Below are 24,137 nucleotides of genomic sequence, written 5' to 3' on the forward strand. Positions count from 1 at the left end.
TGTGTCAGGTACAACAATGCTGACTGACACACCGCCTTCGCGAGCAAGCCCGCTCCCACAGGGGACAGTGCAGGCGCCCCGAATTCTGATCAATGCCCATCCGCACTCGGCGCGGCCGGTGGTTGTACCTTGCGCATCAAGGGCACCATCGCCGTGGCGATGACGAAGCAGACCATGATCATCAGGAAGGTGTCGCCGTAGGTTTGCGTTTGCGCCTCGCGGTACGTCAGCAACCACAACTGGCGCAGGCTGGCGGTGACGCCGACGTCACCGCTCTGGCCCAGCGTGGCGAAGTTGCCGCCGACCTGCGACAGCCACTGATTCATCGCCTCATTGCTACTGTTCAGATGCTCGGCCAACCGCGTGAAATGCAGGTTGGTACGGTCATTGAGGATGGTCGCGCACGCCGCAATCCCAATCGCTCCACCCAAATTGCGCATCAGGTTGAACAGGCCCGAGGCATGCTTCAAGCGTGCTGGCGCCAACCCTCCCAAGGTCAATGTCACCGCCGGCGGCACCGCCAGTTGCTGAGCAATTCCGCGCAGTGCTTGCGGCAGCATCAATTGCCCCGCGCCCCAGTCGTGGGTGATCGGGCTGAATTCCCACATCGACACCGCGAACAACCCCAACCCGACCATCATGATCCAGCGCAGATCGACGCGATTGGCGAGAAAGGCGTACAGCGGAATTGCCATGATCTGGAACACGCCAGTGGAGAAAACCGCCAGACCAATGTCCAGCGCGCTGTAGCCGCGCACCCGGCCGAGAAACAACGGCGTCAGGTAAATCGTCGCGAACAGGCCGATGCCGGTGACAAAGGAAAAGAAGCAGCCGAGGGCGAAATTGCGATCCTTCAAGGCGCGCAGATCAACGATCGGATTGGCCACGTGCAACGTGCGGCCAATGAAGGCCAATCCGGCGAGCCCGCTGATCCACGCCGTGGTCAGAATCGTCTGGTCGCTGAACCAGTTCCAGCGCGGGCCTTCTTCGAGGGTGTATTCGAGGCAGCCGAGAAACAGCGCGAGAAAGACCATGCTCAGATAGTCCGCGCCCTTGAGCAGCGACAATTCCGGTTGGTCGATTTTCACCAGCATCGGCACCGCCACGGCGACGAAAATCCCCGGCACCAGATTGATGTAGAACAGCCAGTGCCACGACGAAATATCGGTGATCCAGCCGCCAATCACCGGGCCCATGGTTGGCGCCAATGAGGCGACCGCGCCAATGGTGGCCGCTGCGATTACTCGCTGTTTGCCGGTGAAGAAAAAGAACGCGGTGGTGAACACCAGCGGAATCATTGAGCCGCCGAGAAAACCTTGCAGGGCGCGAAAAGCGATCATGCTCTGGATGTTCCAGGCGATGCCGCAGAGCAGACTGGCGAGGGTGAAACCGACTGCCGACGCGCAGAACAACCACCGCGTTGAGAACACGCGCGACAGCCAGCCCGACAAGGGAATCACGATGATTTCGGCGATCAAATAACTGGTCTGCACCCACGCGGTTTCATCGGTGCCGGCGGACAATCCACCGCCAATATCGCGCAACGACGCGGAGACGATCTGGATGTCGAGCAACGCGATAAACATGCCGATGCACATCGTCGCGAAGGCGAATACCTTGGTCGCGGTGGCCATGTCCGCCGCGTTGAACGGTTGCGCAGGGGCGGCGAGGGTGGCGGCGCTCATGGCGCGACGGCCACGGCGCTGGTTTCAGGCTGGGCGCGGGTGTCGACTTCTGCTGTCACTGACAGCCCCGGGCGCAGGTGGCCGAGCACGCCGTCCGCCGGGTCGAGGAGGATGCGCACCGGCACCCGCTGAACGATTTTGGTGAAGTTGCCGGTGGCGTTTTCCGGCGGCAACACGCTGAACTGCGAGCCGGTGGCGGGAGCGAGGCTGTCGAGACGACCGTGGAATTCCTGACCGGACAGCACATCGGCGCGGATGCTTACGCGTTGGCCGGGTTTCATCCGCGCCAATTGGTCTTCCTTGAAATTGGCATCGACCCACAAGCCGCTGGCCGGCACCACCGACAGTTGTTGCGAACCGGCCTGCGCATAAGCGCCAACTCGTGCACGACGGTTGCCGATCACGCCATCCACCGGCGCACGCAGTTCGGTATAGCCGAGGTTCAACTGCGCCAGATCACGTTCGGCGCGAGCCTGCTGAAGGGCGGCGCGGGCCTGTTGTTTTTGCGTATCGATCACCGCGAGTTGGCGTTGCGCGGCGAGCAGTTCGGCCTGGGCGCGGGCGCTCAAGGCTTGCGCGGTTTTGAAGGTTGCGTCGGCGCGTTGCGCACTTTCGACCGACACGGCATTGGTCGTTACCAGGCGTTTGTAGCGGGCGTTGTCATCCCGCGAACGCGCGGTTTCGGCGCCCGCCGCATCGATGCCGGCGCGGGCCTGGCCGATCACTGCTTGCTGCAATTGTTCCGTGGCGTCGAGGTTGGCCAGCAGCGCTTCTTCAGCGGCGACGGCGCCTTCGCTTTTCGCCAGATTGGCGCGGTAGTCGCGCGCGTCGAGACGGATCAGCACATCGCCGGCCTTGACGTGCTGGTTGTCGCTGACCAGCACTTCGTCGATGTAACCGGCGACTTTCGGCCCGATCACCGTGACGTCGCCACCGATGTAGGCATCGTCGGTTTCTTCAAGAAATCGCCCGGCGCCCCACCAATGCACGGCGTAGACGCCGGCGAAAATCAGCGCGAGTAAACCGACGCCCGCAAGCAGCACGCGTCTAAGCAGGGGAGGTTTGGCCTTCACCGCAACAGGTTCGAGGGTGGGCATGCTGGTCATGGCGGAATACCTGCGCAAATGGTTCGTTATTACGGCCGTAATATGACGCAGGTAATATTTGCTGGCAATTTATTTCGGATGCCGATCGTCAGTTGTTTATTTGAGCCAGTGTCCGGGTGTGCTGCCAGTCATTGATTTGAAGAAAGCGATAAACGCGCTGTCGCTGGCGAAACCCAGTTCGAACCCGCAATAGCTGAGGCTGCGCCCGGTGGCGAGCAATTCCATGGCGCGCATCAACCGCCATTGCTGGCGCCATTGTTGATAGCTCATGCCGGTTTCGCGCTGGAAGATCCGCCCGATAGTACGGCTGCTGGCGCCGATCTGTTGTTCCAGCATTTGCAACTCTGGTGGCAGACGCTCGGGCGTATTCAGCAGCGGCGCCAGACGCTTGTCCCGAGGCAGGGGCAATAGCATCGGTTGCTGCGCCGCTTCGGCGATTTCGCTCAGGCACAGACCGAGTAAATGGGCGAACTTGCCCTGTTGCCAATCAATGTCGAAATCCGCTGTTGCGATCGGCTCCAGCACGGCGCGCAGCAATGGGCTGACTTCGATCACGCAGACATGCTGCGGCAGCTCGGCGCACAGTTCGGCAGTCAGGTAGATCGAACGGTAATCGACACTGTGCTGCATCACCGCGCGATGACTCACGCCCGGCGGAATCCACGCCGCCCGCGACGGTGGCAACAGGCACAATTGCTGGGCGAGGGTGATGCGCGTGCAACCCTGACGGGTGAATAGCAGTTGCCCGCGTTGATGTTGATGCAGGCCGGAATCGTGATCACCCAGGGTCGCGGCGATGCCGATCACCGGCGCGCGGTAACTGTCAGCGTCAAACGTTGCGTGAGCATCGAGCCAGGCCATGGGTTGTCCGATTTCAGCGATAAGTTGGCAGGATTCGGATAATACGCCAGTCGCCGCTTCTTAAACTCCTCTGCGGTTTACTTGAGGAGTCACGAAGTATGAACAACAGAAATCTGTTGCTGCTGGCAATCGCGCTGCTGATGTTTCCGCAGATCGCGCAAACCCTGTACAGCCCGGCGCTGGGCGATATCGGCCGGGTGTTTGACGTCGGCCCCGAAGCGGCGGCGCAAACTTTATCGGTGTATTTCCTCGCGTTTGCCGTAGGCGTGGTGGTGTGGGGGCGGTTGTGCGATCGCATCGGCCGGCGTCCAACGATGCTTGCAGGGCTGGCGATCTATGCATCGGCGACGGTGATCGGCTTGCGGGTTGGCAGTTTTACCGGGTTGTTAGCGGTTCAGGCGGTGGCGGCGTTTGGTGCGGCGGTCGGCTCGGTGGTGACGCAAACCGTATTGCGCGACCGCTTTAAGGGCGCGGAACTCGCGCAGGTTTTTTCAATAATGGGCATCGCGTTGGCCGCCAGTCCGGCGATCGGTTTGTTCAGCGGTGCCAGTCTGGTGCAGGCCTTTGGTTATCGCGGTGTCCTCGGCGCTTTGCTAGTGCTTGCCGTACTGCTCTTGCTGTGGAGTATGTACACCCTGCCGGAAACCCGGCCGGAGCAACTGCCGCCGGTGAGTCTGATTGAAACCCTTGGGCGCATGTTGCGTGACCTGGGTATCTGGCGTTCGGCGTTGTGGATTGCCTCGTTCAATGTGGCGCTGTTCAGTTATTACAGCCTCGCGCCGTTCCAGTTTCAGCGGCTGGGCTTGAGTGACACGTTGTTCGGCTACAGCGGCGTGATCCTCGCGCTGGGCTCGGGGTTTGGCGCGTGGTTCAACAAGCGTTTGTTAAAGGCCGGGGTCGCAGCGATGCAGTTGATTCGCCTCGCGGCTGTCAGCGGTTTGCTCGGTGGTCTGGGCGTTTGGTGGTTGCAGGACAGTGCGGCGTTTGTGCTGCCGATGTTGCTGATCGTGCTGGCGTTCGGTATGGCGATCCCGAATATTCTGGGGATGGCGCTGGTTGATTATTCAGATCGATTGGGTACCGCCGGGGCGTTGTTGGGGCTGTTCTATTACCTGTTGATTGGCGCGGGGTTGATGCTTGCCGGTTGGTCTCAGGCGCTTGGCGAAACCTTGATTGCGTGCAGCGGCCTGGCGTTGCTCCTGACAATAAAGTCAGCCGCTAAATGATCACTTTGTAGGAGCTGCCGAAGGCTGCGATCTTTTGATTTTGTCTTTTAAAGCAAGATCAAAAGATCGCAGCCTTCGGCAGCTCCTACAGGGGGAATGTACGCAGGCAACGGAATGAATTGCCGGGGTTAATAGGAAGCATTACTATTCACGCCCCTTTCCTCAGCACGCCGCCCATACCCCCATGCGTCCCCGCAGACCCGGCTTTTTCGAGCATTACGAAGAGTTGATCGGCACCTGGACTCGTCGCCTGCGTAACCGCGCGCAGGCCGAGGATCTGGCGCACGACACCTTTGTGCGGGTGCTCGAATCCGATTCAGCGGCGGTGCAGCAACCTCGGGCGTATTTGCATCAGACCGCACGCAACATCGCGGTCGACGGTTATCGGCGTGAGGATCGGCGGGGTGCCATGGAGTCGGAGGCGATCGATCACAGTGCGTCGTCGTCCGGCGACCCGGAGCATTACATGCATGCGATCCAGCTGGCCGACTCCATCGAGCGGGCGCTGAGCGAGCTGCCGGTCAATTGCCGGAAAATTTTCGTCTGGCAGAAGATCGAAGGCCTGACCCAGGCGGAAATCGCCGAACGCCTGGGCCTGTCCAAGAACATGGTCGAAAAGTATATGATCCGCACCCTGCGGCATTTGCGTGATCGCCTGGACGGGTTGCAGTCGTGAATGGGCGCAATGGCGAAAAGATCGCAGCCTTCGGCAGCTCCTACAGGGGGCTGTGTGTCTTTATATTCCCGGCCGGACAGGACATTCCATGATGGATACTCGTGATTGCGCGTGCGGGCAAACAACGGTGCGCGATGATGCGGCTCGCTGGTTTGTGCGTTTGCAGGAGCCGGTGGTCAGTGCCGACGAGCAGCAGCGCTTCGACGCCTGGCTGAATGAGCATCCGCAGCACCGTGACGAATTCCAGTTGCTTCAGGGGCTGTGGACGGCCGCTGATTTGTTGCCGGCGCCACGCCTCAAAGCTTTGGTTGAAACTCCACCGACGCGCCGCGAACGACGTCCGTTGTTACGTTATGCCGTGGCCGCGAGTGTGGTGGCAGTGGCGCTCGGCCTCGGTCTGTTCAGCGGTTTGAATCATCCGGGCGGTTACAGCGCCGAATTCAGCACCGCGTTGGGCGAGCGCAAACACGTAGCGCTGCCGGACGGTTCGGTGATCGATCTGAACAGCCGTAGCCGCTTGCAGGTGCGCTTCGAAAACGATCGGCGGTTGATCGAATTGAGCGAAGGCGAGGCGATGTTCAGCGTCGAGCACGATACCTCGCGACCGTTCGTGGTCGAGGCCGGCAGCGGCAAGGTCACGGTCACCGGCACCCGTTTCGATGTGCGCCGCGACGTCACGCAAACCCGCGTGGCGGTGGAGCAGGGCACGGTGAAAGTGCAGGGCCACAATGCGCCGGACAACGACTTCATCAGCCTGACCGCAGGCCTCGGTACCTACGTCGATGCCCAAGGCAAAGTCGCTGCCGCCTATGCGGTCAACCCAGCAGAACTCACCGCTTGGCGCAGCGGCAAACTGGTGTTCAACAACGCCAGCCTCAGCGAAGTGGCCGCGGAAGTGTCGCGTTATCGCGAGAAGCCGCTGACCGTCAGCAACCCTGCGGTGGCCAGTCTGCGCCTGACCAGTGTGTTCAAATCCGACAACACCGAAGCCTTGCTCAAAGCCTTGCCGAGCATCCTGCCAGTGGCCGTTCGCACCCATGCGGATGGCAGTCAGGAAATAATTTCAAAATAAAATTCAGGTTTTTTTCGAGTTCATCGTCTTCCTGTTCAACTGCAACTGGTTTGCATTAACAGCCGCACACTCTTGCGATCCACAGGACTACGTTCGACGTGAAAACCACCACTGCCCACAATAAAAAATCCCCTTGGTTGCCGCTGGCCCTCGCGCTCGCGGTCAATGCTGCGATGCCGCTGGCGTTTGCCGGTGAAGCGATTCATATCCGCGCCCAGCCATTGGGTCAGGCGCTGAGCGAACTGGGCCAGCAAACCTCGCTGCAAGTGTTTTTCAGCCCTGATCTGGTCGCCGGCAAACAAGCCCCGGCCGTCGATGGCGACATCTCCCCGGAGCAGGCGCTGCGTCAGTTGCTGCAAGGCAGCGGTCTGGATTATCAGATCAACGAAGGCTCGGTAACGCTGTCGCCCGCAGCAACTTCCGCTGCGACCAACGGCCCGCTGGAACTGGGCGTGACCGACATCAAAGTGGTCGGCGACTGGCTCGGTGATGCCAACGCCGCCGTGGTGCAAAACCACCCCGGCGCGCGCACGGTGATTCGCCGCGAAGCCATGGTCGAGCAGGGCGCGATGAACGTCAGCGACGTGCTCAAGCGTGTGCCGGGCGTGCAGGTGCAGGATTCCAACGGCACCGGCGGCAGCGATATTTCGTTGAACGTTGGCGTGCGTGGTCTGACGTCGCGCCTGTCGCCGCGCTCCACGGTGTTGATCGACGGCGTACCGGCAGCTTTCGCGCCGTACGGTCAACCACAACTGTCGATGGCACCGATTTCCTCCGGCAACCTCGACAGCATCGACGTGGTTCGTGGTGCCGGTTCCGTGCGTTATGGGCCGCAAAACGTCGGCGGCGTGATCAACTTCGTTACCCGCGCGATCCCGGAAAAAGCCACCGGTGAAATCGGCACCACCCTGGAAACCACCCAGTACGGCGGCTGGAAACACATCGACACCGCGTTCCTTGGCGGCACGGCCGACAACGGCATGGGCGTGGCGTTGTTGTATTCCGGCGTGAATGGCAATGGTTACCGCGAGCGCAACAACGGCAACGACATCGACGACGTGCTGCTCAAGACTCACTGGGCGCCGACCGATCAGGATGACTTCAGCCTCAACTTTCACTACTACGACGCCAGCGCCGACATGCCCGGCGGTCTGACGCAGAAACAATACGACGACAAACCGTACGACTCGGTGCGCGATTACGACCAATTCAGCGGCCGTCGCAAAGACGTGTCGTTCAAGTGGATTCGCCAGATTGACGAGCGCACCCAGGCCGAAGTGCTGACCTATTACACCGACAGTTTTCGCGGCAGCACCATCGCCGCCCGCGACCAGAAAACCCTCAGCTCGTACCCGCGTTCCTACTACACGCTGGGCATCGAGCCTCGGGTATCGCGGGTCTTCGATGTCGGCCCGACCAGCCAGGAAGTCAGCGTCGGTTATCGCTATTTGAAAGAGGCGATGCACGAGCAATCGAGTCGTCTGGCGCTGGTCAACAATCAGCCTGTCGTAACGCCGACGTCTGACGGTCATGTGTTCCAGGATCGCACCGGCGGCACCGAGGCCAACTCGGTCTACGTCGATAACAAAATCGACGTCGGCAACTGGACGATCACGCCGGGTATTCGCTTCGAACACATCAGCACTGACTGGCATGATCGCGCCGTGCTCGACACCGCCGGCAAACGCGTGCCGGAGAAAAACCGCAGCATCGAAAGCAACGAACCGCTGCCGGCGCTGAGCGTGATGTATCACCTGTCGGACGCGTGGAAACTGTTCGCCAACTACGAAACCTCGTTCGGCAGCCTGCAGTATTTTCAGCTGGGGCAGGGCGGTTCGGGTGATCAGACCGCCAACGGTCTGGAGCCGGAAAAGGCCAAGACCTACGAAATCGGCACGCGCTACAACGACGATGTGTGGGGCGGTGAAGTGACGCTGTTCTACATCGACTTCGATGACGAACTGCAATACATCAGTAACGATGTTGGTTGGACGAATCTTGGCGCGACCAAGCACCAGGGACTTGAAGCGTCGGTGCATTACGACATGGCGGCGCTGGATCCGCGCCTTGATGGTTTGACCGCCAATGCCGGTTTCACTTACACCCGCGCTACGTATGAAGGCGAGATTCCGGGCTTCAAGGGCCGTGATCTGCCGTTCTATTCGCGTCAGGTGGCGACGGTGGGTTTGCGTTACGACATCAACCGCTGGACGTACAACATCGACGGCTTTGCCCAGTCGAAACAGCGTTCGCCGGGTACCGGTGTCAACGCCGATGGCAGCTTCAACGGCAACTACATCACCGAGGGCACGGCGGACGGGCAGTACGGCGACATTCCGGGTTACGTGACCTGGAACGTGCGTGGCGGCTATGACTTCGGGCCGCAGGTGTCGAATATGAAGTTGGGCGCGGGGGTGAAGAACATTTTCGACAAGCAGTATTTCACCCGCTCCAGCGATAACAATTCGGGGATGTATGTGGGCGCGCCAAGGACGTTCTTTGTGCAGGCCAGCGTTGGGTTTTAAAGCATAAGATAACTGATCGTTCCCACGCTCCGCGTGGGAATGCAGCCCGGGACGCTCTGCGTCCAAAAGCGGACGCGGAGCGTCCATTGAGGCATTCCCACGCAGAGCGTGGGAACGATCTCATGTAGGAGCTGCCGCAGGCTGCGATCTTTTGCTTCAGACTTTCAAGACTTTCCCGCCAATGGCCACAGCCACCAACAGCACCGCCATCAGCCCAAAGGCAAAGCTCAAACTGCTGGCGTGCGCGACAAAGCCAATCACCGCCGGCCCCGCCAAAATCCCCGCATAGCCCAACGTGGTAATCGCCGGCACCGCGATGCTTTCCGGCATCACCGTCTGTTTGCCCACCGCCGTGTACAGCACCGGCACGATGTTCGAGCAACCGGCGCCGACCAGCGCATACCCGACCAATGCCGCTTCCCAACTCGGCGCGAACGTCGCCAGAAACAAACCACCCGCCGCCAACAAACCGCCAAACAGAATGATCCGCGTGGCGCCGACGATCCGCACAATCCGGTCACCCATCAAGCGTCCCGCCGTCATGGTCAGCGCAAACGCTGCATAACCCAATCCGGCATAGGCCGTGTCGATCCCGCGTTCCTGCGCCAGAAACACCGCGCTCCAGTCCAGCGCCGCGCCTTCGGTGAGGAAGACTATGAAGCACATCCCGCCGATAAACAGCACGATGCCGTGGGGGATGGCGAATGCCGGGCCCGAGCTTTCACTGCCGTAAGGCAGCATGTGCGGCACGCATTTGCACAGCGCCGCGATCAGCACCACGACCACCACCAGCATCGCGGCGAGCGGCGTCAGGCCGAGGCCGAGCAGGGCGCTGACGCCCGCCGCACCGACGATCCCGCCGAGGCTGAACAAGCCGTGAAAGCCGGACATCATGTTCTTGCCGCTGGCGCGCTCGACGATCACCGCTTGCAGATTGACCGTCGAATCCACCGTGCCGAGGCCGGCGCCGAACATGAACAACGTGGCGACCAGCGCAGGGATCGATGAGACCGTCGCCAGCAACGGCAACGCTGCACAGATCAACAACGTGCCGCCCGTGGCCACGCGCCGACAGCCGAAGCGCGTAGCGAGAATCCCCGCCAGTGGCATTGCCAGAATCGAGCCGACGCCCAGACACAACAACAGCAAACCCAACGTGCCCTCATCGAGCCCGGCGCGCGCCTTGGCGTACGGCACCAACGGCGCCCACGCCGCGATGCCGAGCCCGGCGATGAAAAAGGCGATGCGCGTGGACATCTGTTGCAGGCGTCCGGGGACGAAGGTGGCTTGGGCGTTGAGGCTGGTCATATCGATCCTTGGCAAAAAACTTCGCGTCCCCGAAGGACAGTGATACGGCGTCGAGGTTCGATCGCCAGTGTTCGGGTACATGCAGACGACATCCTACCCTGTGGGAGCGGGCTTGCTCGCGAAGGCGGTCTCACAGGCAAAAAAAATGTCACCTGACACACCGCCTTCGCGAGCAAGCCCGCTCCCACAGGAATTGTGTTAGCCGTTAGAGTGAGTGCTTCAACACGGTGAGCATAGAGGCGAGTGATGACGCAGTTTTATGATGCGCGGGGCAATATCTACGGTGTGGTTTCGCCGCAAGCCTTGCGCGAGGCGGGCATTGAACTGCCTGCCAGCGCTGCCGAATGCGCATCCTTGCGCCAGTTCTGGACTGAGGCCGCTATCAAACGCTGCTGCGACTGGCCCGATGGCCAGCGCCCAGCCAACAGCAAATCCCACCGCAGCGACGGCCTGCTGATCGGCCCGTTCCAGACTTCGCCGCCGTTCGATGTGCTGATCGTCAACACCGACGGCACCCTCGCCGAGCGCAGTGGCAACGGTCTGACGATTTTCTCCCAGGCAGTGACCGAGCAAGGATTGCTGCCGGAGGAGGGCGCGTTGTTGCGCGTTCATCACGACAAAGGTGACGCGGTGGAAACGTCGGTGAAGCCTGCCGACGTCGCAGGTGTGCAAGGCTTCTGGCTCGATCTCGGTCAAGCGGATTTCGGGCCGTGCGCGGTGGGTGCGCAGAACGTTGAAAGTGTTGATTTCAATAGCCGGGAGGTCAGCAGAATTCAGCCATTGGCGGCACTTGATCCGACCTGGGAGCACAGCCAATTTGTGCGCATCGGCAATCCACATTGCGTGACGCTGCTTGGCGACAAGTCGGCGTTGCCGAGTAACGAACAGATGCGTGAGTCGCCACTGAATGAAGGCCTGACCCAGATCGCCTACGCCATGCCGACCGGCGTTGGCGACCCGTGTCCGGCGGGCGTCAATCTGCAATGGGCGGCACGCGATTCCGAGCAACGCATCGTCGCGCGAGTCTTCGAACGTGGCGAAGGGCCGACGGCGTCATCAGGCACCAGCGCCAGTGCGGTCGCATGTGCGGCATGGCGGGTGGGTTGGGTTGAAGCAGGAGAAGTGCAGGTGGTCATGCCCGGCGGCACAGCACCCATTTTGCTGGAAGCAATCGACGGCGCGCAGGTGCGCGTCAGGTTGTTTGGTACGGCGCGGTTGATCGGCTGAACTCGAAACCGCCATCGCTGGCAAGCCAGGCTCCCACAGGGTTTTGTGCTGAACACAAACACCAGTCCAAATACATAACCCTGTGGGAGCGAGCTTGCTCGCGAAGGCGGTATGTCAGTCACGTTGATGTTGAATGTGCGGGCCTATTCGCGAGCAAGCTCGCTCCCACAGTGAATTCAGGTGCACACAAATAATGTGTTCACCCCAAAACCCTGTGGGAGCCTGGCTTGCCAGCGATGGGGCCCGCCAGGACACCTCGTCAGTGGGCCTTGAACAACGTCACCGACACCACCTGCTCACCCTGCACCTCCAACCGCAGCAATGCGCGGGGCGACGGCTCATCCTCGAAACATTCAACAATCACCGCGTGCGCCGAACTGGCCTGCAATGCCAGCTGCCGCGCATGTTTCAACAGGCGTTTCACCGCTGCACTGACCGGCATCGGCGCGTGCCCGCCGCGCACTTGCTCACAGAATTCCAACGCGATTTCACGGGGTGTCGGTGCCGGCGGTGATGCCAACCCAGACTCGTCGAACAGCCGATTGAGTTGTTCCGCCGCACTAACCGCCCGCGGAAACCCCGCGAATGCCGAGGCCTGCAACAGCACCTCAGTCATTTCACCGGGGGCCAACCCCGAGGCCAGCCCTGTCTTCAGATGCACACTCAATGGCGGGCCGACCATCCCTGACGCCACGATGGCGGCAAACGACACCGCTTCCCGCAGGCGCGGATCGAGGCCCGGGCGCGCGTGCAAATGCCCATAGACCACGCCAACCGCCAATTCACCCAGCGCGGGCACGGTGTGAAACAGCGCATCGAGCCGAGCGCCGCCGTCGGGTACAAGTTCGGTAAACGTCTGTCGGCCTTCGTGGTACAGCGAGGCCATGGGCGAGGGTGTGTGGTTCATTGGGAAATCCTCAAGAAAATGAGGATGGCGGCTGATCAACTACGCACAAACTTCAGCATGAAGGAGCATCCATCGCAGGGGTTGCCGGCGTCATTGCGACGCCGGTTTCTTCACCTTAGACGAACTCCACCACCGGCATCTGCCGTTTCATCAGCACTTTGCCGGCGCGAATCGAATACAGCGGCAAACCCTGACTGCGGATCACCTCATAATCACTGTCCGCCGACAGAATCAGCAGGTTCGCCGGACGCCCCTGTTCCAGCCCATAACGCTCGCCCAGATGCATCGCTTTGGCGCTATTGTCGGTGACCAGATCCAGCGCACTTTGCAGGTTGCGATAGCCGAGCATGTGGCAGATGTGCAGCCCGGCCTCAAGCACCCGCAGGATGTTGCCGTTGCCCAGCGGATACCACGGATCGACGATGGAATCCTGACCGAAACACACGTTCATCCCGGCTTCAAGCAACTCGTTCACGCGGGTCACGCCACGGCGTTTCGGGAAGTTGTCGAAGCGTCCTTGCAGGTGGATGCTTTCGGTTGGGCAGGAGACAAAACTGATCCCGGAATGCCCGAGCAGACGGAACAGTTTCGCGCAGTAAGCGTTGTCATAAGAACCCATCGCCGTGGTGTGGCTGGCGGTGACGAGGGCGCCCATGTCGCGGCTGCGTGCTTCTTCGGCGAGTACTTCGAGGAAGCGTGAGTGCGGGTCGTCGGTCTCGTCGCAATGCACGTCGACCAGGCAACCGGTGCGCTCGGCCAGGTCCATCAGAAACTTCACCGAACTGACGCCCTGATCGCGGGTGTATTCAAAGTGTGGAATGCCGCCAACCACGTCAGCACCCATGCGAATCGACTCTTCCATCAACTCGCGGCCATTGCGGAACGATTCGATGCCTTCCTGTGGGAACGCGACGATCTGCAGGTCGATCAGGTGACGGCTTTCTTCGCGCACTTCGAGCATGGCTTTCAGTGCGGTGAGTTGTGGATCGGTGACGTCGACGTGGGTGCGCACGTGCTGAATACCGTGCGCGGCGAGGGTCTGGATGGTTTTCTTGGCGCGGGTCTTGGTGTCTTCTTCGGTGATGGTGACCTTGCGCTCGCCCCAGCACTCAATGCCTTCGAACAGCGTGCCGCTCATGTTCCAGCGCGGTTCGCCGGCGGTGAGGGTGGCGTCGAGGTGAATGTGTGGCTCGACGAAGGGCGGCACCACCAGATTGCCGCCGGCGTCGAGGTCGTCGGGGCCCAGCGTCGGCGCTTCGGTCTGCCGGGCGATGCTGCGGATCAGGCCGTCTTCAAGGTGCAATTCGTGCAAACCTTCCTGGTTGCGCAAACGGGCGTTGATGATGTGCATCAGGCGAATCCTTTTTTATAAGTCTTGTAGTGGCGCGGCCGCGCTGCGAGCGCCGAGCGCGCCGGTGACGATGACATACGTTAACGCGGCAGCGGCGATGCCTACCAGCGGCGCAACCCATGGCGAGCTGAACGCGGCGACGGTGCCGACCGCGTAAGCCCCGAGGCCCGGCCAGTTGAACGCCGGCAACCGTGCGTCGGCCAGGCGTGGATAGTGCCCGCGCCAGCGGTAGAAAAAGTCGGCCATGATCACCCCGCCAATCGGCGGAATCACCGTGCCGAGCAGAATCAGGTAGGGCACCAGCATGTCGTACATACCGAGCAGGGCGAGCAGGGTGCCAATCACCGCGCCGGCCAGGGTCACGGTCTTGCGCCGTCCGGTGCGCAGCAGGTTGCAACCGGCGACGGCGAAGTTGTAGATGGTGTTGTCCTGGGTGCTCCAGATGTTCAGCAGCAGCATGGCCATCGCGGCCATGGCGAAGCCTTGCAACAGCAGCACTTCAACCACGTCCGGCTGCTGATAAACGATGGCGCCGTACGCGCCGATCAGCACCATCAAACCGTTGCCGATGAAGAAACCGATCAGGCTGGCCAGCACCGCGACACGCGCCGAGCGCGAGAAACGCGTCCAGTTGGTCGCTTGCGTCGCGCCGCTGACGAAGGTGCCGAACACCAAAGTAATCGCCGTCGACCAGTCCAGCGAACCGCTCGGCACGACGCTGAGCAATCCTTGGAAACCGCCAACTTTCACTGTCGCCACCCACATCGACAGCATCAGCAGCAACATCATTGCCGGCACCGCGATGTACGACAGAATCTCCAGCCCGCGATAACCGACGTAAGCCGTGGCACAGAACACCAGACCGAACAGCACCATCAAGCCAAGCACCGTGCCTTGATCCAGATCGAAGTATTTGCCGAGCACCACCGCAGCCGTCGCGGTGCCCCAGGCGTACCAGCCAATCTGGGTGAAACCGAGGATCAGGTCGCTGAGTTTGCTGCCCACTTCACCGAAGCAAAAACGCCCCATCAACACCGAATTGAGGCCACTCTTGAAGGCGATGTAACCGAGGCCTGCCGCGTACAAACCGAGTAGCAGGTTGCCGACGATGATCACCGCCATCATCTCGCCGAAACTGAACGCCACGCCTAGCTTGCCGCCGGCAAACATGGTCGCGGTGAAAAACGTGAAGCCCAGTAACACCATCGCCGTAGAGGCCAGGCCTTTGCGCGCGTGCATCGGGACTTCGCTGAGGGGGTAATCGTTGCCGGGATCGTTCTGCGTCATGGGGCGGTCCTTGCTGGAGAGAGGGAGACGCGGGGGAGGGTTGCAGTGGTCGTGCCATGTTCCGGTTGGCGCGGGTTATGTATAGACGAGTCGCGTCAAACGGCGCGAAAACAGTGCACCCGAACACACCAAAGCCCAATGTAGGAGCTGCCGAAGGCTGCGATCCTTTGATTTTGTTTTTTAGAAGCAAGATCAAAAGATCGCAGCCTTCGGCAGCTCCTACAGGGGATTTGTGGTGGGTCAGAGGAAGCGCATCAGCGCAGCGACGATGGCTTCGGGGGCGTCTTCCTGGACGAGGTGGCCGGCGTTGGGAATCGGGTGGAATTGTGAGCCGGGGATTATCTTGTGCAATGCACGGCCACGCTCGATGGGAATCCACTGATCGTCTTTGCCCCAGAGAATCTGTACCCGACAACGGATCGTCGGGTACAAACTTTCGGCCTCACGGGTATAGCGCTCATCCATCTGCGCAATCTGCCGATAGAACGCCGCTTGCCCGGGATCGCCGAGCCACGGCTCAACGTAGGGCGCGAGTTCGTCGTCGGGAATCGCCCGGTGAATCGCCCCGCGAATGTAGGTCGGCACGACGGCGCGCTGGATGTAATCGGGCAGACCGCTAAATGCCGCTTCATGCTGGCGAACATGCTGCACAAACGGCGAGCCCCATGGCGTCAGCGCCACCGGATCGATCAGCGTCAGGCTGCGGTAATCCTTGCCATTGAGCAGGTGAGTGCGCAGCGCCGTGGCACCGCCAAAGTCATGGGCGACCACGTCGGGATTTTGGATGTTCCAGTGATCGAGCAACTGCGCCAACAACTGGTTTTGCACACCGAGGGAGACATCGGCGGCAGGTTTCGCGGAGCGTCCATAACCGAGCAAATCGAAGTAATACACGCGGTGCGTGGCAAAGAAGTGCGGCGCGATCCGATGCCACACGTAAGACGAGAAAGGTGTGCCATGCACGAACACCAGCGGCGGGCCATCGCCACGTACGGCATGGCGCACTGAGTGACCGTTGAAGTCAAAGACCTGATCCAGCAGCCAGTCTGTCATGGGCCTGTCCTCTTGGCGGGTGGGGAGCCAAAAAGCATAGGCATAAAAAAACAGCCGTGAAGGCTGTTCTTGAACATCAACGCTATTCCCCTGTGGGAGCGGGCTTGCTCGCGAAAGCGGAGTGTCTGTCACATCAATGTCGATGTTCCGACGCCTTCGCGGGCAAGTCCGCTCCCACAGGGTTTTGCAGTGTTCTCAGGCTCGGGTTACTCGCCGCGATAGATGCAGCCGCTGGTGCACGTCTCGTGAATACGGATCGCGCTGAGTTCTGGCAGCAACGGCTTCATTTCATTCCAGATGAATTTGGCCAGTACTTCGCTGGTCGGGTTTTCCAGGCCAGGAATGTCATTCAGGTAGTTGTGATCCAGACGCTCGTACAACGGCTTGAAGATCGCTTTGATTTCCGAGAAATCACGGATCCAGCCAGTGTGCGGATCGAGGTCGCCGCTCAGGTGAAGCGCCACTTTGAACGAGTGACCGTGCAGACGTCCGCACTTGTGGCCGTCCGGGACGTGCGGCAGGCGGTGGGCGGATTCGAAAGTAAATTCCTTGAAGATTTCCACGGTATTTTCGGCTCTGTTCAGATGGTGTTCGCCGCAGCGATTCGGGCAGGCGGCGAGTTTACCAGCTTGTGTTTGGCCGTGCTGACTAAAGGGTCAGCAAGCGCTCGGCGAGGCGACCGTTGGCAGTCAGTTCGAGAAACTCATCGCCCAGACGGCGGCTCTCGTCCATCGCCGCGTGCCAGTATTTCTGCCGGCTCGTTGCATCGCCCATGAAGCGTTTGAAGTCGTTACGATCGGGCAGTTTGCCGTAGGGCAGGCGCGCCAGGTATTCCTTCGACGGCGCGAGCAACAGCACGTCCTGCAAGCGCTGCACCGAGGCTTTGCGCCACGGCAGGGTCTTGTCGAACCAGCCCGGAATCACCCGGTCGGTGAAGTGCGGATAAAGCACGATGCCGTCACCGCTGTAGGGCAGATCGAGGTGATAGTCGAGCAGACCGCCGTCGCGGAAGGTGCCAGCCCCGGCGCCCGGCAGATCGCGCACGCCTTCCATGACCATCGGGATCGACCCCGAGGCCAGCAGCGCCTGACGTAAGTTGCCGGCATTCAGTGCGACGAAGCGCGACGGGAAATCGTCGAGCGCATTCACCGGCGGGGCGAGGCGCGGATCGTGGATGATCAGCCGTTCGAAGTGCCGCGACAGTCGCGCACGACCGCGCAGGTTATCGGCGATCACCGAACCCAGCGCCAGACCGAGGCGACCGCGATGGTCATCAGCGAGACGCCCCTGGCTTTTCACCACCATGATGTTCAAGCGGTAATGCGCGTTGTCGAGGATGCTCGCGTCGCGGCCATCAAGCAGGTCATTGAGCATGCGCTGCGAGCTCTGACTGATCTCGGCCATGGTCACGCCTTTGTTGAAATTCTGCTCGGCGTAGAGCGCGCCGAGGCGGCGGATGCCTGCGGCGGCGTCCGGCAGGCAAGCGCTGGCGAAGCGCCAGGAACCGACCGAGGCGCCAATCAGCGAACGCTCACGCGGCGCACTCGGCAGCCATTCACCGAACAGCGCCAGATCCAGCCCCTGAATCCCCAACGCCTTCGGCCCACCGGCCGCACCGGGCAGGGTGCCGACGTCAGCGGCGTTCAGACCCTGCGCGCGAATCCGCGCCATGGCCCGTGGGCCGGCCTTGAGGGTGAGGGCGGGGAACTTGATGTGGATGGCGGTCATACCGGTCTCGATCGTTAGCAAGCGAACAATTATAAGCACATGTTACAGAATCCTGTAGGAGCTGCCGAAGGCTGCGATCTTTTGATCCTGGCTTTTTAAAAACAAGATCAAGAGATCGCAGCCTTCGGCAGCTCCTACAGGAGATATTTCAGGGAGGGAGAATGATGGCAATTCAGTTTCAGTTAAGTTCATCTGGTTAAGGTGCCGACCGTGAGCAATACATAAAAAATACGGAGACACCCTTTTGAAAACCCTGACTGCCCTGTCCATTTGCGCGATCATCGGCTTCACTGCCAGCATCGCCCACGCCCGCGATCTGGGCCCGGATGAAGCCCTGCGCCTGCGCGACGCTGGTACTATCGTTTCCTTCGAGAAGCTCAACGCAACCGCGCTGGCCAAACATCCGGGCTCGACGATCACCGAAACCGAGCTGGAAGAGGAGTACGGCAAGTACATCTACCAGGTCGAAATGCGTGATCCGCAGGGTCTCAATTGGGATCTGGAATTAGACGCGGTGACCGGGCAGGTTCTCAAGGATCATCAGGATACGTAATGAAGCTTAATGTTCGCGCCACCAGCCGCACGGCGCTGGCGCTGGTAGTTTTTTGCTCGGCGGCGATGGCCCGCGACCTCGATCAGGACGAAGCGCTGAACCTGCGTCGCCAGGGCGTCATCCTGCCGCTGGAGCAAGTGCTGCAGCAGGCGATGGATCGTTATCCGGGCGCCAAACTGCTGGAAGTCGAGCTGGAAGAGAAACATGACGTCTACATTTATGAGGTCGAGTTGCTTACCGTCGAGGGTGTCGCCCGTGAGTTGCACCTCAAGGCCGAAACCGGTGAATTAGTGAAAGACAAGGAAGATTGATCGATGCGTTTGCTTTTGGTGGAAGACCACGTACCGCTGGCCGACGAATTGCTCGCCGGTCTGCAACGCCAAGGCTACGCAGTCGATTGGCTGGCGGACGGCCGTGATGCGCTGTATCAGGGCAGCAGCGAGCCGTACGACCTGATCATCCTCGACCTCGGTCTGCCCGGTGTGCCGGGGCTTGAGGTGCTGGCGCAGTGGCGCGCGGGCGGTCTGGCGATTCCGGTGTTGATCCTCACGGCGCGTGATTCCTGGGCCGAACGCATCGAAGGCCTGAAGGCCGGCGCCGACGATTACCTGACCAAACCTTTTCATCCCGAAGAGCTGTTCCTGCGCATACAGTCGCTGCTGCGCCGCTCCAAGGGCCAGTCCAATCAGGCGACGTTGCAAGCCGCCGGCCTGCATCTGGACGAGGGCCGTCAGTGCGTGGTGCGCGACGGCACCGACATTCAACTGACCGCCGCCGAGTTTCGTCTGCTGCGCTATTTCATGCTGCACCCCGAGCAAATCCTTTCCAAAAGTCACCTCGCCGAACACCTCTACGACGGTGAAACCGAGCGCGATTCCAACGTACTCGAAGTCCACGTCAATCACCTGCGCCGCAAGCTCGGCAAAAGCGTGATCGAAACCCGTCGCGGCCAGGGTTACCTGTTCGGCGGGCAGGCTTCATGAGGTCAATCCAGCGCCGCTTGAGCCTGGGTTTGATCAGCGTGATGGTGATCGTCGGTCTGGTGCTGGCGCAAACCAGTTTGTGGTTGTTCGAAGTGGGTTTGCAGCGCTACCTCGAAGCCGGCCTGCGCGACGACAGCGAAACCCTGTTGGTGGCGCTGGTGCGCGGCCCCATGGGGTTGCAGCTGGATGAGCGGCACTTGTCGCCGGCGTATCAGCGACCGTTTTCCGGGCATTACTTCCGTATCGATTTTGCCGACAGCCACTGGCGTTCGCGATCGCTGTGGGATCAGGATCTGCCGCTGCTGGATCAGCCCGGTCTGCACAGCAACTTGCAACTGGGCCCGGACGGTCAGCGGTTGCTGGTGCTGCGTTCGGACTATCGGCGTCTGGGCCAGTCGATTTCGATCAGCGTTGCGCAGGATTACACGCCGGTCAGCGACAGCTTTCAGCGCATGCGTCAGATTGGCCTCGGTCTGGGGTTGGCGGCGTTGCTGCTGATTCTGTTTTTGCAGCGACTCACGGTGCGCCGCGCACTGAAGCCGCTGGAAAAGGCTCGCGAGCAGATCGCGCAATTGCAGCAGGGCCAGCGTTCGCAACTCGACGATCAAGTGCCCGTTGAATTGGAACCGCTGGTGGCGCAGATCAACCATTTGCTTGCGCACACCGAGGACAGTCTCAAGCGTTCGCGTAATGCCTTGGGCAACCTTGGGCATGCGTTGAAAACGCCGTTGGCGGTGCTGTTGAGCCTGGCGTCGAGCGAGAAACTCGATGCCCATCCCGAGCTGCGCAAGATTCTTCTCGAACAACTGGAACAGGTGCAGCAACGGCTCAATCGCGAGCTGAACCGCGCACGATTATCTGGCGATGCGTTACCGGGTGCGTTGTTTGATTGCGATGCCGAACTGCCGGGGTTGCTGGCGACGCTGAACATGATTCATGGCGAGCATCTGGCGTTAAGTTATGTCGCGCCGGCGGGATTGCAGTTGCCGTGGGATCGTGAGGATTTGCTGGAGCTGCTGGGCAATCTGCTCGACAACGCCTGCAAGTGGGCGGATGCCGAGGTGCGTTTGAGCGTGGTCGAAACGGCTGAGGGATTTGCCCTGAGCGTGGAAGATGACGGACCGGGGATTCCTGAGGAGCAGCGCGCGCAGGTATTCAGTCGGGGAGCGCGGCTGGATGAACAGACGCACGGGCATGGGTTGGGGCTGGGGATTGTGCGCGATATTGTTGATACGTGGGGCGGGACGCTGATGTTGATGGAAAGCGAGTGGGGCGGGCTGAAAGTGTTGATTGAACTGCCTCGGCGGTGAGGCTTTCAGAAGCCCCTCACCCTAACCCTCTCCCGGAGGGAGAGGGGACTGACCGAGTTGGATTGCCGAGGTACGCCGACTTGGGATATCGAGTCGAACTCAGGTTTTGAAAAGCAAAAGCCCCTCACCCTGGCCCTCTCCCGGAGGGAGAGGGGACTGACCGAGTTGGATGGCCGAGATACGCCGACTTGGGGTATCGAGTCGAACTCAGGTTTTGAAAAGCAAAAGCCCCTCACCCTGGCCCTCTCCCGGAGGGAGAGGGGACTGACCGAGTTGGATTGCCGAGGTACGCCGACTTGGGATATCGAGTCGAACTCATGTTTTGAAAAGCAAAAGCCCCTCACCCTGGCCCTCTCCCGGAGGGAGAGGGGACTGACCGAGTTGGATGGCCGAGATACGCCGACTTGGGGTATCGAGTCGAACTCAGGTTTTGAAAAGCAAAAGCCCCTCACCCTGGCCCTCTCTCGGAGGGAGAGGGGACTGACCGATTTGGATGGGCGAAGTACGCCGACTTGGGATATTGAGTTGAACTCAGGTTTTGAAAAGCAAAAGCCCCTCACCCTAGCCCTCTCCCGGAGGGAGAGGGGACTGACCGAGTTGGATGGCCGAGATACGCCGACTTGGGGTATTGAGTCGAACTCAGGTTTTGAAAAGCACATAGATCGGCTCCCTTTCCCCTCTACCCCTTGGGGGAGAGGGCTGGGGTGAGGGGGAAAGGATTTACCTGACACCCCCAAAATCCCGGGTCACACCCGAAACTGATCCATCAAACTCTGCTGCTGATTCGCCAGGCTGTTCAGCGACTGACTCACCCGCGCCGACTCATTCGCCTGCCCCGACAACGATTCCGTCACATCGCGAATCGTCGCCACGTTGTTGTTGATCTCCTCCGCCACAGCGCTCTGTTCTTCCGCCGCACTGGCGATCTGCAGGTTCATGTCGCTGATCACCGTCACCGCGTCGCCGATCTGGCGCAGCGCAGTCACCGCTTGGCCAACCTGTTCAACACTGCCCTGCGCCTGACGATGGCTGTTGCCCATCGAACCGACCACTTCCTGCGTCCCGGTCTGCAGTTGTTCAATCACCTGACGGGTTTCTTCCACCGACTCCTGCGTGCGGCGCGCGAGGTTGCGCACTTCATCGGCGACCACGGCAAAACCACGTCCAGCTTCACCAGCGCGTGCCGCTTCGATCGCGGCGTTGAGGGCCAACAGGTTGGTCTGCTCGGCAATGGCACGGATGGTTTCCAGTACGGCGCCGATTTTCTCGCTGTTCGCGGCGAGGCCCTCGACCTGCACCATCGCCGCGCTCATGTCGGCGGCGAGGGTGTCGATGCTCGCGGTGGTGCGGTCGATCATGGTCAGGCCTTGACGGGTGGCGCGATCGGCGTCCTTGGCGGCTTCGGCAGCTTGCGCAGCACTGCGCGCGACGTCTTGTGCGGTGGCGCTCATTTCGTGGGACGCGGTGGCAACCTGATCGACCTGACGGTATTGCTGCTCCATGCCGGCGCTGGTCTGGGTGGCGATGGCCGAGGACTGATCGGCCGTGTTGCGAGCGTCCTGCACCGAGCGTTTGACGTCGGCAATGATCGGCTGCAATTTATCGAGGAAGCGGTTGAACCAACCGGCCAATTGACCGAGTTCATCCTTCTTGTCGTAGGCCAGGCGGCGGGTCAGATCACCTTCACCGCTGGCGATGTCTTCGAGCATGTGCGCCACACCGAGGATCGGTTTGGTCACGCTGCGCGCCATCAGCCACACCAGCAGCAGGCCGATCAGCGCGGCGAGCACGCCGAGACTCAGCTCAATCAACGTGCCTGAGGTGTTGCTCGCGTCCAGTTGTTGCTTGAGCGCTTCGGCGCGGCTGACGAGGACTTTTTCCGGCACATCAAGCAGCACGCCCCACGACGGGCCACCGGGAATCGGTTGGAATGGCGAGAGTACTTTCAACTGGCCGTTGCTGTGCAGGCTGGTGACGTTGCTGTTCGAGGCCAATAGCCGCAGCAGCTCAGCGCCGCTGGTTTTGTCGATCGCATCCAGACGCTGGCTGAGTTTCCCAGCGTCCGGGCTGTAACCGGCGAGCAGGCCGGCGGGGCTGATGATGCTCACGGCGGTCTGGCCGTCATAGAGCTTCTTGCTCGCGCTCTGGCTGGTGGCTTGCAGGCTGTTGAGGTTGATGTCGACCGACAGCGAGGCGATGACTTTGCCATCCACCACCAGCGGGAACACGATGCTGGTCATCAGCACGTTGTGGCCGTCGATCACGTAGAAGTACGGTTCGATCACGCAGGGTTTGAGTGTGGTGCGCGGGCAGGTAAACCAGGCATTGGCCGCCTGGCCGGAGGGGCCGGTGCTGGTGTCGGCCATGTCGCTTTCCGGCAGCGCCATCGAGGTCACCTTGCCAGGCGTCGGTTGCGACCAGTACAGGGCGAAGCGGCCCTTGTCGTTGCTGCCCAGTTCGGCCTGGTTGGCGAACAATTCGTCCTTGCCATCCAGCGCATTGGCTTCGAACACTAGCGACAGGCCGAGCAGATCGGGGTTGGCTTGCAGCGCGGATTTGACCTGACGGGTCATGTCTTCGCGCAAGTCGAAGGCGTCGAGGAAACGCTTCTCGGCCTGTTCACGGAGGAACAACACCTGGCGCGAAAAACCGTGGCCGTATTGATAGGCGTCCATGAATTGTTGGCGAATGCCCGCCGATTGCACTTCGCCCTGGGACTCGATGCGCGCCTGCGCCGACTCGGTGAGCATCTCCATGCTCGAAGCTTTCACCAGTGCGGAACTGTGCTCCATGCGATACAGCGAAAGACCCACCAACAGGGTCACGATACCGGCCAGGCAAAGGCCGGCGAGCAGGGTGATTTTCCATTGGATGGAAAGTTGTCTGAGCGACATGGAGACGTCCTTATTCGATAAATATCTGCGACTTTGCACTGTAACGGCCGCAAATCGGCTTTCTTTATCCCTGAAACACAATATGACTAATTGCCACAGGCCATGGCTGAAACACCTTTTTGGGGCAAACACAAAACCTGTGGTGAGGGGATTTATCCCCGACCGGCTGCGCAGCAGTCGCAAAACCTGCAAATGCGCTGTGTCTGTAAGAATGCAGGGGGCGGCTTCGCCACCCATCGGGGATAAATCCCCTCACCACAAAGTTTGTGCCTGGCCCCGGATATTGATCGTTCCCACGCTCCGCGTGGGAATGCAGCCCGGGACGCTCCGCGTCCCAAAGCGGACGCAGAGCGTCCATTGAGGCGTTCCCACGCAGAGCGTGGGG

General features: G+C 60.8%; 20 protein-coding genes and 1 pseudogene. 9 read left to right on the top strand and 12 right to left on the bottom strand.

From position 1 onward, the window contains the following. Positions 1-89: 89 nt before the first annotated feature. The 3 genes from KFS80_RS19860 to KFS80_RS19870 all read right to left on the bottom strand — a co-directional run bounded on the left by KFS80_RS19860 (position 90) and on the right by KFS80_RS19870 (position 3,652). Positions 90-1,685, bottom strand: coding sequence for a DHA2 family efflux MFS transporter permease subunit (locus KFS80_RS19860; RefSeq protein ID WP_159815833.1), 1,596 nt, complete (start codon positions 1,683-1,685; stop codon positions 90-92). Beyond that, positions 1,682-2,791: an HlyD family secretion protein gene (locus KFS80_RS19865; RefSeq protein ID WP_212545663.1), complete on the bottom strand. Its 1,110-nt coding sequence runs from the start codon at positions 2,789-2,791 to the stop codon at positions 1,682-1,684. The genes KFS80_RS19860 and KFS80_RS19865 overlap by 4 nt, the downstream gene beginning before the upstream one ends. Before the next feature lie 96 nt (positions 2,792-2,887). Further along, a complete protein-coding gene (locus KFS80_RS19870; RefSeq protein ID WP_212545664.1) occupies positions 2,888-3,652 on the bottom strand; it encodes an AraC family transcriptional regulator in 765 nt (254 codons plus the stop codon). Positions 3,653-3,750: 98 nt separating this feature from the next. Between KFS80_RS19870 and KFS80_RS19875 the strand changes: the two genes are divergently transcribed. The 4 genes from KFS80_RS19875 (at position 3,751) to KFS80_RS19890 (ending at position 9,151) form a co-directional block, all read left to right on the top strand. Next, a complete protein-coding gene (locus tag KFS80_RS19875; RefSeq protein WP_212545665.1) occupies positions 3,751-4,878 on the top strand; it encodes an MFS transporter in 1,128 nt (375 codons plus the stop codon). 184 nt (positions 4,879-5,062) lie between these two features. Further along, positions 5,063-5,554, top strand: coding sequence for a sigma-70 family RNA polymerase sigma factor (locus KFS80_RS19880; RefSeq protein ID WP_212545666.1), 492 nt, complete (start codon positions 5,063-5,065; stop codon positions 5,552-5,554). Between the two features lie 88 nt (positions 5,555-5,642). Then, positions 5,643-6,626 (top strand): FecR family protein, encoded by a 984-nt coding sequence (locus tag KFS80_RS19885; protein ID WP_212545667.1) that lies wholly within the window; start codon positions 5,643-5,645, stop codon positions 6,624-6,626. A 98-nt stretch (positions 6,627-6,724) separates the two neighbouring features. Then, positions 6,725-9,151, top strand: a complete 2,427-nt coding sequence (locus KFS80_RS19890; protein ID WP_212545668.1) for a TonB-dependent siderophore receptor — start codon at positions 6,725-6,727, stop codon at positions 9,149-9,151. A 156-nt stretch (positions 9,152-9,307) separates the two neighbouring features. On the opposite strand, the gene KFS80_RS19895 is transcribed toward KFS80_RS19890, so the two are convergent. Further along, positions 9,308-10,459: an MFS transporter gene (locus KFS80_RS19895; protein WP_053121948.1), complete on the bottom strand. Its 1,152-nt coding sequence runs from the start codon at positions 10,457-10,459 to the stop codon at positions 9,308-9,310. Positions 10,460-10,705: 246 nt separating this feature from the next. Between KFS80_RS19895 and KFS80_RS19900 the strand changes: the two genes are divergently transcribed. After that, a complete protein-coding gene (locus KFS80_RS19900; protein WP_212545669.1) occupies positions 10,706-11,686 on the top strand; it encodes a diaminopimelate epimerase in 981 nt (326 codons plus the stop codon). Positions 11,687-11,945: 259 nt separating this feature from the next. On the opposite strand, the gene KFS80_RS19905 is transcribed toward KFS80_RS19900, so the two are convergent. The 6 genes from KFS80_RS19905 to KFS80_RS19930 all read right to left on the bottom strand — a co-directional run bounded on the left by KFS80_RS19905 (position 11,946) and on the right by KFS80_RS19930 (position 18,012). Further along, positions 11,946-12,593 carry a carboxymuconolactone decarboxylase family protein gene (locus tag KFS80_RS19905; RefSeq protein ID WP_053121944.1) on the bottom strand — a complete coding sequence of 216 codons (648 nt, stop codon included), beginning with the start codon at positions 12,591-12,593 and terminating at the stop codon, positions 11,946-11,948. A gap of 115 nt (positions 12,594-12,708) precedes the next feature. Next, positions 12,709-13,944, bottom strand: coding sequence for a cytosine deaminase (gene codA, locus KFS80_RS19910; protein WP_053121942.1), 1,236 nt, complete (start codon positions 13,942-13,944; stop codon positions 12,709-12,711). A gap of 15 nt (positions 13,945-13,959) precedes the next feature. Next, complete coding sequence (gene codB / locus KFS80_RS19915) at positions 13,960-15,231, bottom strand: cytosine permease (RefSeq protein ID WP_212545670.1); 1,272 nt, start codon at positions 15,229-15,231, stop codon at positions 13,960-13,962. Between the two features lie 240 nt (positions 15,232-15,471). Continuing rightward, complete coding sequence (locus KFS80_RS19920) at positions 15,472-16,284, bottom strand: alpha/beta fold hydrolase (protein ID WP_212545671.1); 813 nt, start codon at positions 16,282-16,284, stop codon at positions 15,472-15,474. 206 nt (positions 16,285-16,490) lie between these two features. Then, positions 16,491-16,847, bottom strand: a complete 357-nt coding sequence (gene queD, locus KFS80_RS19925; protein ID WP_007915588.1) for a 6-carboxytetrahydropterin synthase QueD — start codon at positions 16,845-16,847, stop codon at positions 16,491-16,493. Between the two features lie 85 nt (positions 16,848-16,932). Continuing rightward, positions 16,933-18,012 carry a patatin-like phospholipase domain-containing protein gene (locus KFS80_RS19930; protein WP_212545672.1) on the bottom strand — a complete coding sequence of 360 codons (1,080 nt, stop codon included), beginning with the start codon at positions 18,010-18,012 and terminating at the stop codon, positions 16,933-16,935. Between the two features lie 244 nt (positions 18,013-18,256). Between KFS80_RS19930 and KFS80_RS19935 the strand changes: the two genes are divergently transcribed. The 4 genes from KFS80_RS19935 to KFS80_RS19950 are packed head-to-tail and all read left to right on the top strand — an operon-like array spanning position 18,257 to position 20,858. After that, positions 18,257-18,565: a PepSY domain-containing protein gene (locus tag KFS80_RS19935; RefSeq protein ID WP_053121932.1), complete on the top strand. Its 309-nt coding sequence runs from the start codon at positions 18,257-18,259 to the stop codon at positions 18,563-18,565. Continuing rightward, positions 18,565-18,876 (top strand): PepSY domain-containing protein, encoded by a 312-nt coding sequence (locus tag KFS80_RS19940; protein ID WP_053121930.1) that lies wholly within the window; start codon positions 18,565-18,567, stop codon positions 18,874-18,876. Before KFS80_RS19935 ends, KFS80_RS19940 begins: the two co-directional genes overlap by 1 nt. A gap of 3 nt (positions 18,877-18,879) precedes the next feature. Continuing rightward, entirely contained in the window at positions 18,880-19,548 is a 669-nt protein-coding gene (locus KFS80_RS19945; RefSeq protein ID WP_053121928.1) for a response regulator transcription factor, read from the top strand. Beyond that, positions 19,545-20,858, top strand: a complete 1,314-nt coding sequence (locus KFS80_RS19950; protein ID WP_212545673.1) for a sensor histidine kinase — start codon at positions 19,545-19,547, stop codon at positions 20,856-20,858. Before KFS80_RS19945 ends, KFS80_RS19950 begins: the two co-directional genes overlap by 4 nt. Positions 20,859-21,604: 746 nt before the next feature. On the opposite strand, the gene KFS80_RS27340 is transcribed toward KFS80_RS19950, so the two are convergent. Together KFS80_RS27340 and KFS80_RS27345 are read right to left on the bottom strand one after the other, a co-directional pair. Continuing rightward, positions 21,605-22,360 carry a methyl-accepting chemotaxis protein gene (locus tag KFS80_RS27340; protein ID WP_420851058.1) on the bottom strand — a complete coding sequence of 252 codons (756 nt, stop codon included), beginning with the start codon at positions 22,358-22,360 and terminating at the stop codon, positions 21,605-21,607. A gap of 102 nt (positions 22,361-22,462) precedes the next feature. Further along, positions 22,463-23,989, bottom strand: a pseudogene (locus KFS80_RS27345) (PDC sensor domain-containing protein); the annotation flags it as partial. Positions 23,990-24,137: the final 148 nt, after the last annotated feature.

Source organism: Pseudomonas rustica (assembly GCF_018336155.1).
Lineage (GTDB): Bacteria > Pseudomonadota > Gammaproteobacteria > Pseudomonadales > Pseudomonadaceae > Aquipseudomonas > Aquipseudomonas rustica.

Excerpts from the sequence above, each read along its gene's own strand:
- KFS80_RS19860 (WP_159815833.1), bottom strand. The coding sequence starts at position 1,685 with ATGAGCGCCGCCACCCTCGCCGCCCCTGCGCAACCGTTCAACGCGGCG.
- KFS80_RS19865 (WP_212545663.1), bottom strand. The coding sequence starts at position 2,791 with ATGACCAGCATGCCCACCCTCGAACCTGTTGCGGTGAAGGCCAAACCT.
- KFS80_RS19870 (WP_212545664.1), bottom strand. The coding sequence starts at position 3,652 with ATGGCCTGGCTCGATGCTCACGCAACGTTTGACGCTGACAGTTACCGC.
- KFS80_RS19875 (WP_212545665.1), top strand. The coding sequence starts at position 3,751 with ATGAACAACAGAAATCTGTTGCTGCTGGCAATCGCGCTGCTGATGTTT.
- KFS80_RS19880 (WP_212545666.1), top strand. The coding sequence starts at position 5,063 with ATGCGTCCCCGCAGACCCGGCTTTTTCGAGCATTACGAAGAGTTGATC.
- KFS80_RS19885 (WP_212545667.1), top strand. The coding sequence starts at position 5,643 with ATGATGGATACTCGTGATTGCGCGTGCGGGCAAACAACGGTGCGCGAT.
- KFS80_RS19895 (WP_053121948.1), bottom strand. The coding sequence starts at position 10,459 with ATGACCAGCCTCAACGCCCAAGCCACCTTCGTCCCCGGACGCCTGCAA.
- KFS80_RS19900 (WP_212545669.1), top strand. The coding sequence starts at position 10,706 with ATGACGCAGTTTTATGATGCGCGGGGCAATATCTACGGTGTGGTTTCG.
- KFS80_RS19905 (WP_053121944.1), bottom strand. The coding sequence starts at position 12,593 with ATGAACCACACACCCTCGCCCATGGCCTCGCTGTACCACGAAGGCCGA.
- codA (WP_053121942.1), bottom strand. The coding sequence starts at position 13,944 with ATGCACATCATCAACGCCCGTTTGCGCAACCAGGAAGGTTTGCACGAA.
- codB (WP_212545670.1), bottom strand. The coding sequence starts at position 15,231 with ATGACGCAGAACGATCCCGGCAACGATTACCCCCTCAGCGAAGTCCCG.
- KFS80_RS19920 (WP_212545671.1), bottom strand. The coding sequence starts at position 16,284 with ATGACAGACTGGCTGCTGGATCAGGTCTTTGACTTCAACGGTCACTCA.
- KFS80_RS19930 (WP_212545672.1), bottom strand. The coding sequence starts at position 18,012 with ATGACCGCCATCCACATCAAGTTCCCCGCCCTCACCCTCAAGGCCGGC.
- KFS80_RS19940 (WP_053121930.1), top strand. The coding sequence starts at position 18,565 with ATGAAGCTTAATGTTCGCGCCACCAGCCGCACGGCGCTGGCGCTGGTA.
- KFS80_RS19945 (WP_053121928.1), top strand. The coding sequence starts at position 18,880 with ATGCGTTTGCTTTTGGTGGAAGACCACGTACCGCTGGCCGACGAATTG.
- KFS80_RS19950 (WP_212545673.1), top strand. The coding sequence starts at position 19,545 with ATGAGGTCAATCCAGCGCCGCTTGAGCCTGGGTTTGATCAGCGTGATG.
- KFS80_RS27340 (WP_420851058.1), bottom strand. The coding sequence starts at position 22,360 with ATGGAGCAGCAATACCGTCAGGTCGATCAGGTTGCCACCGCGTCCCAC.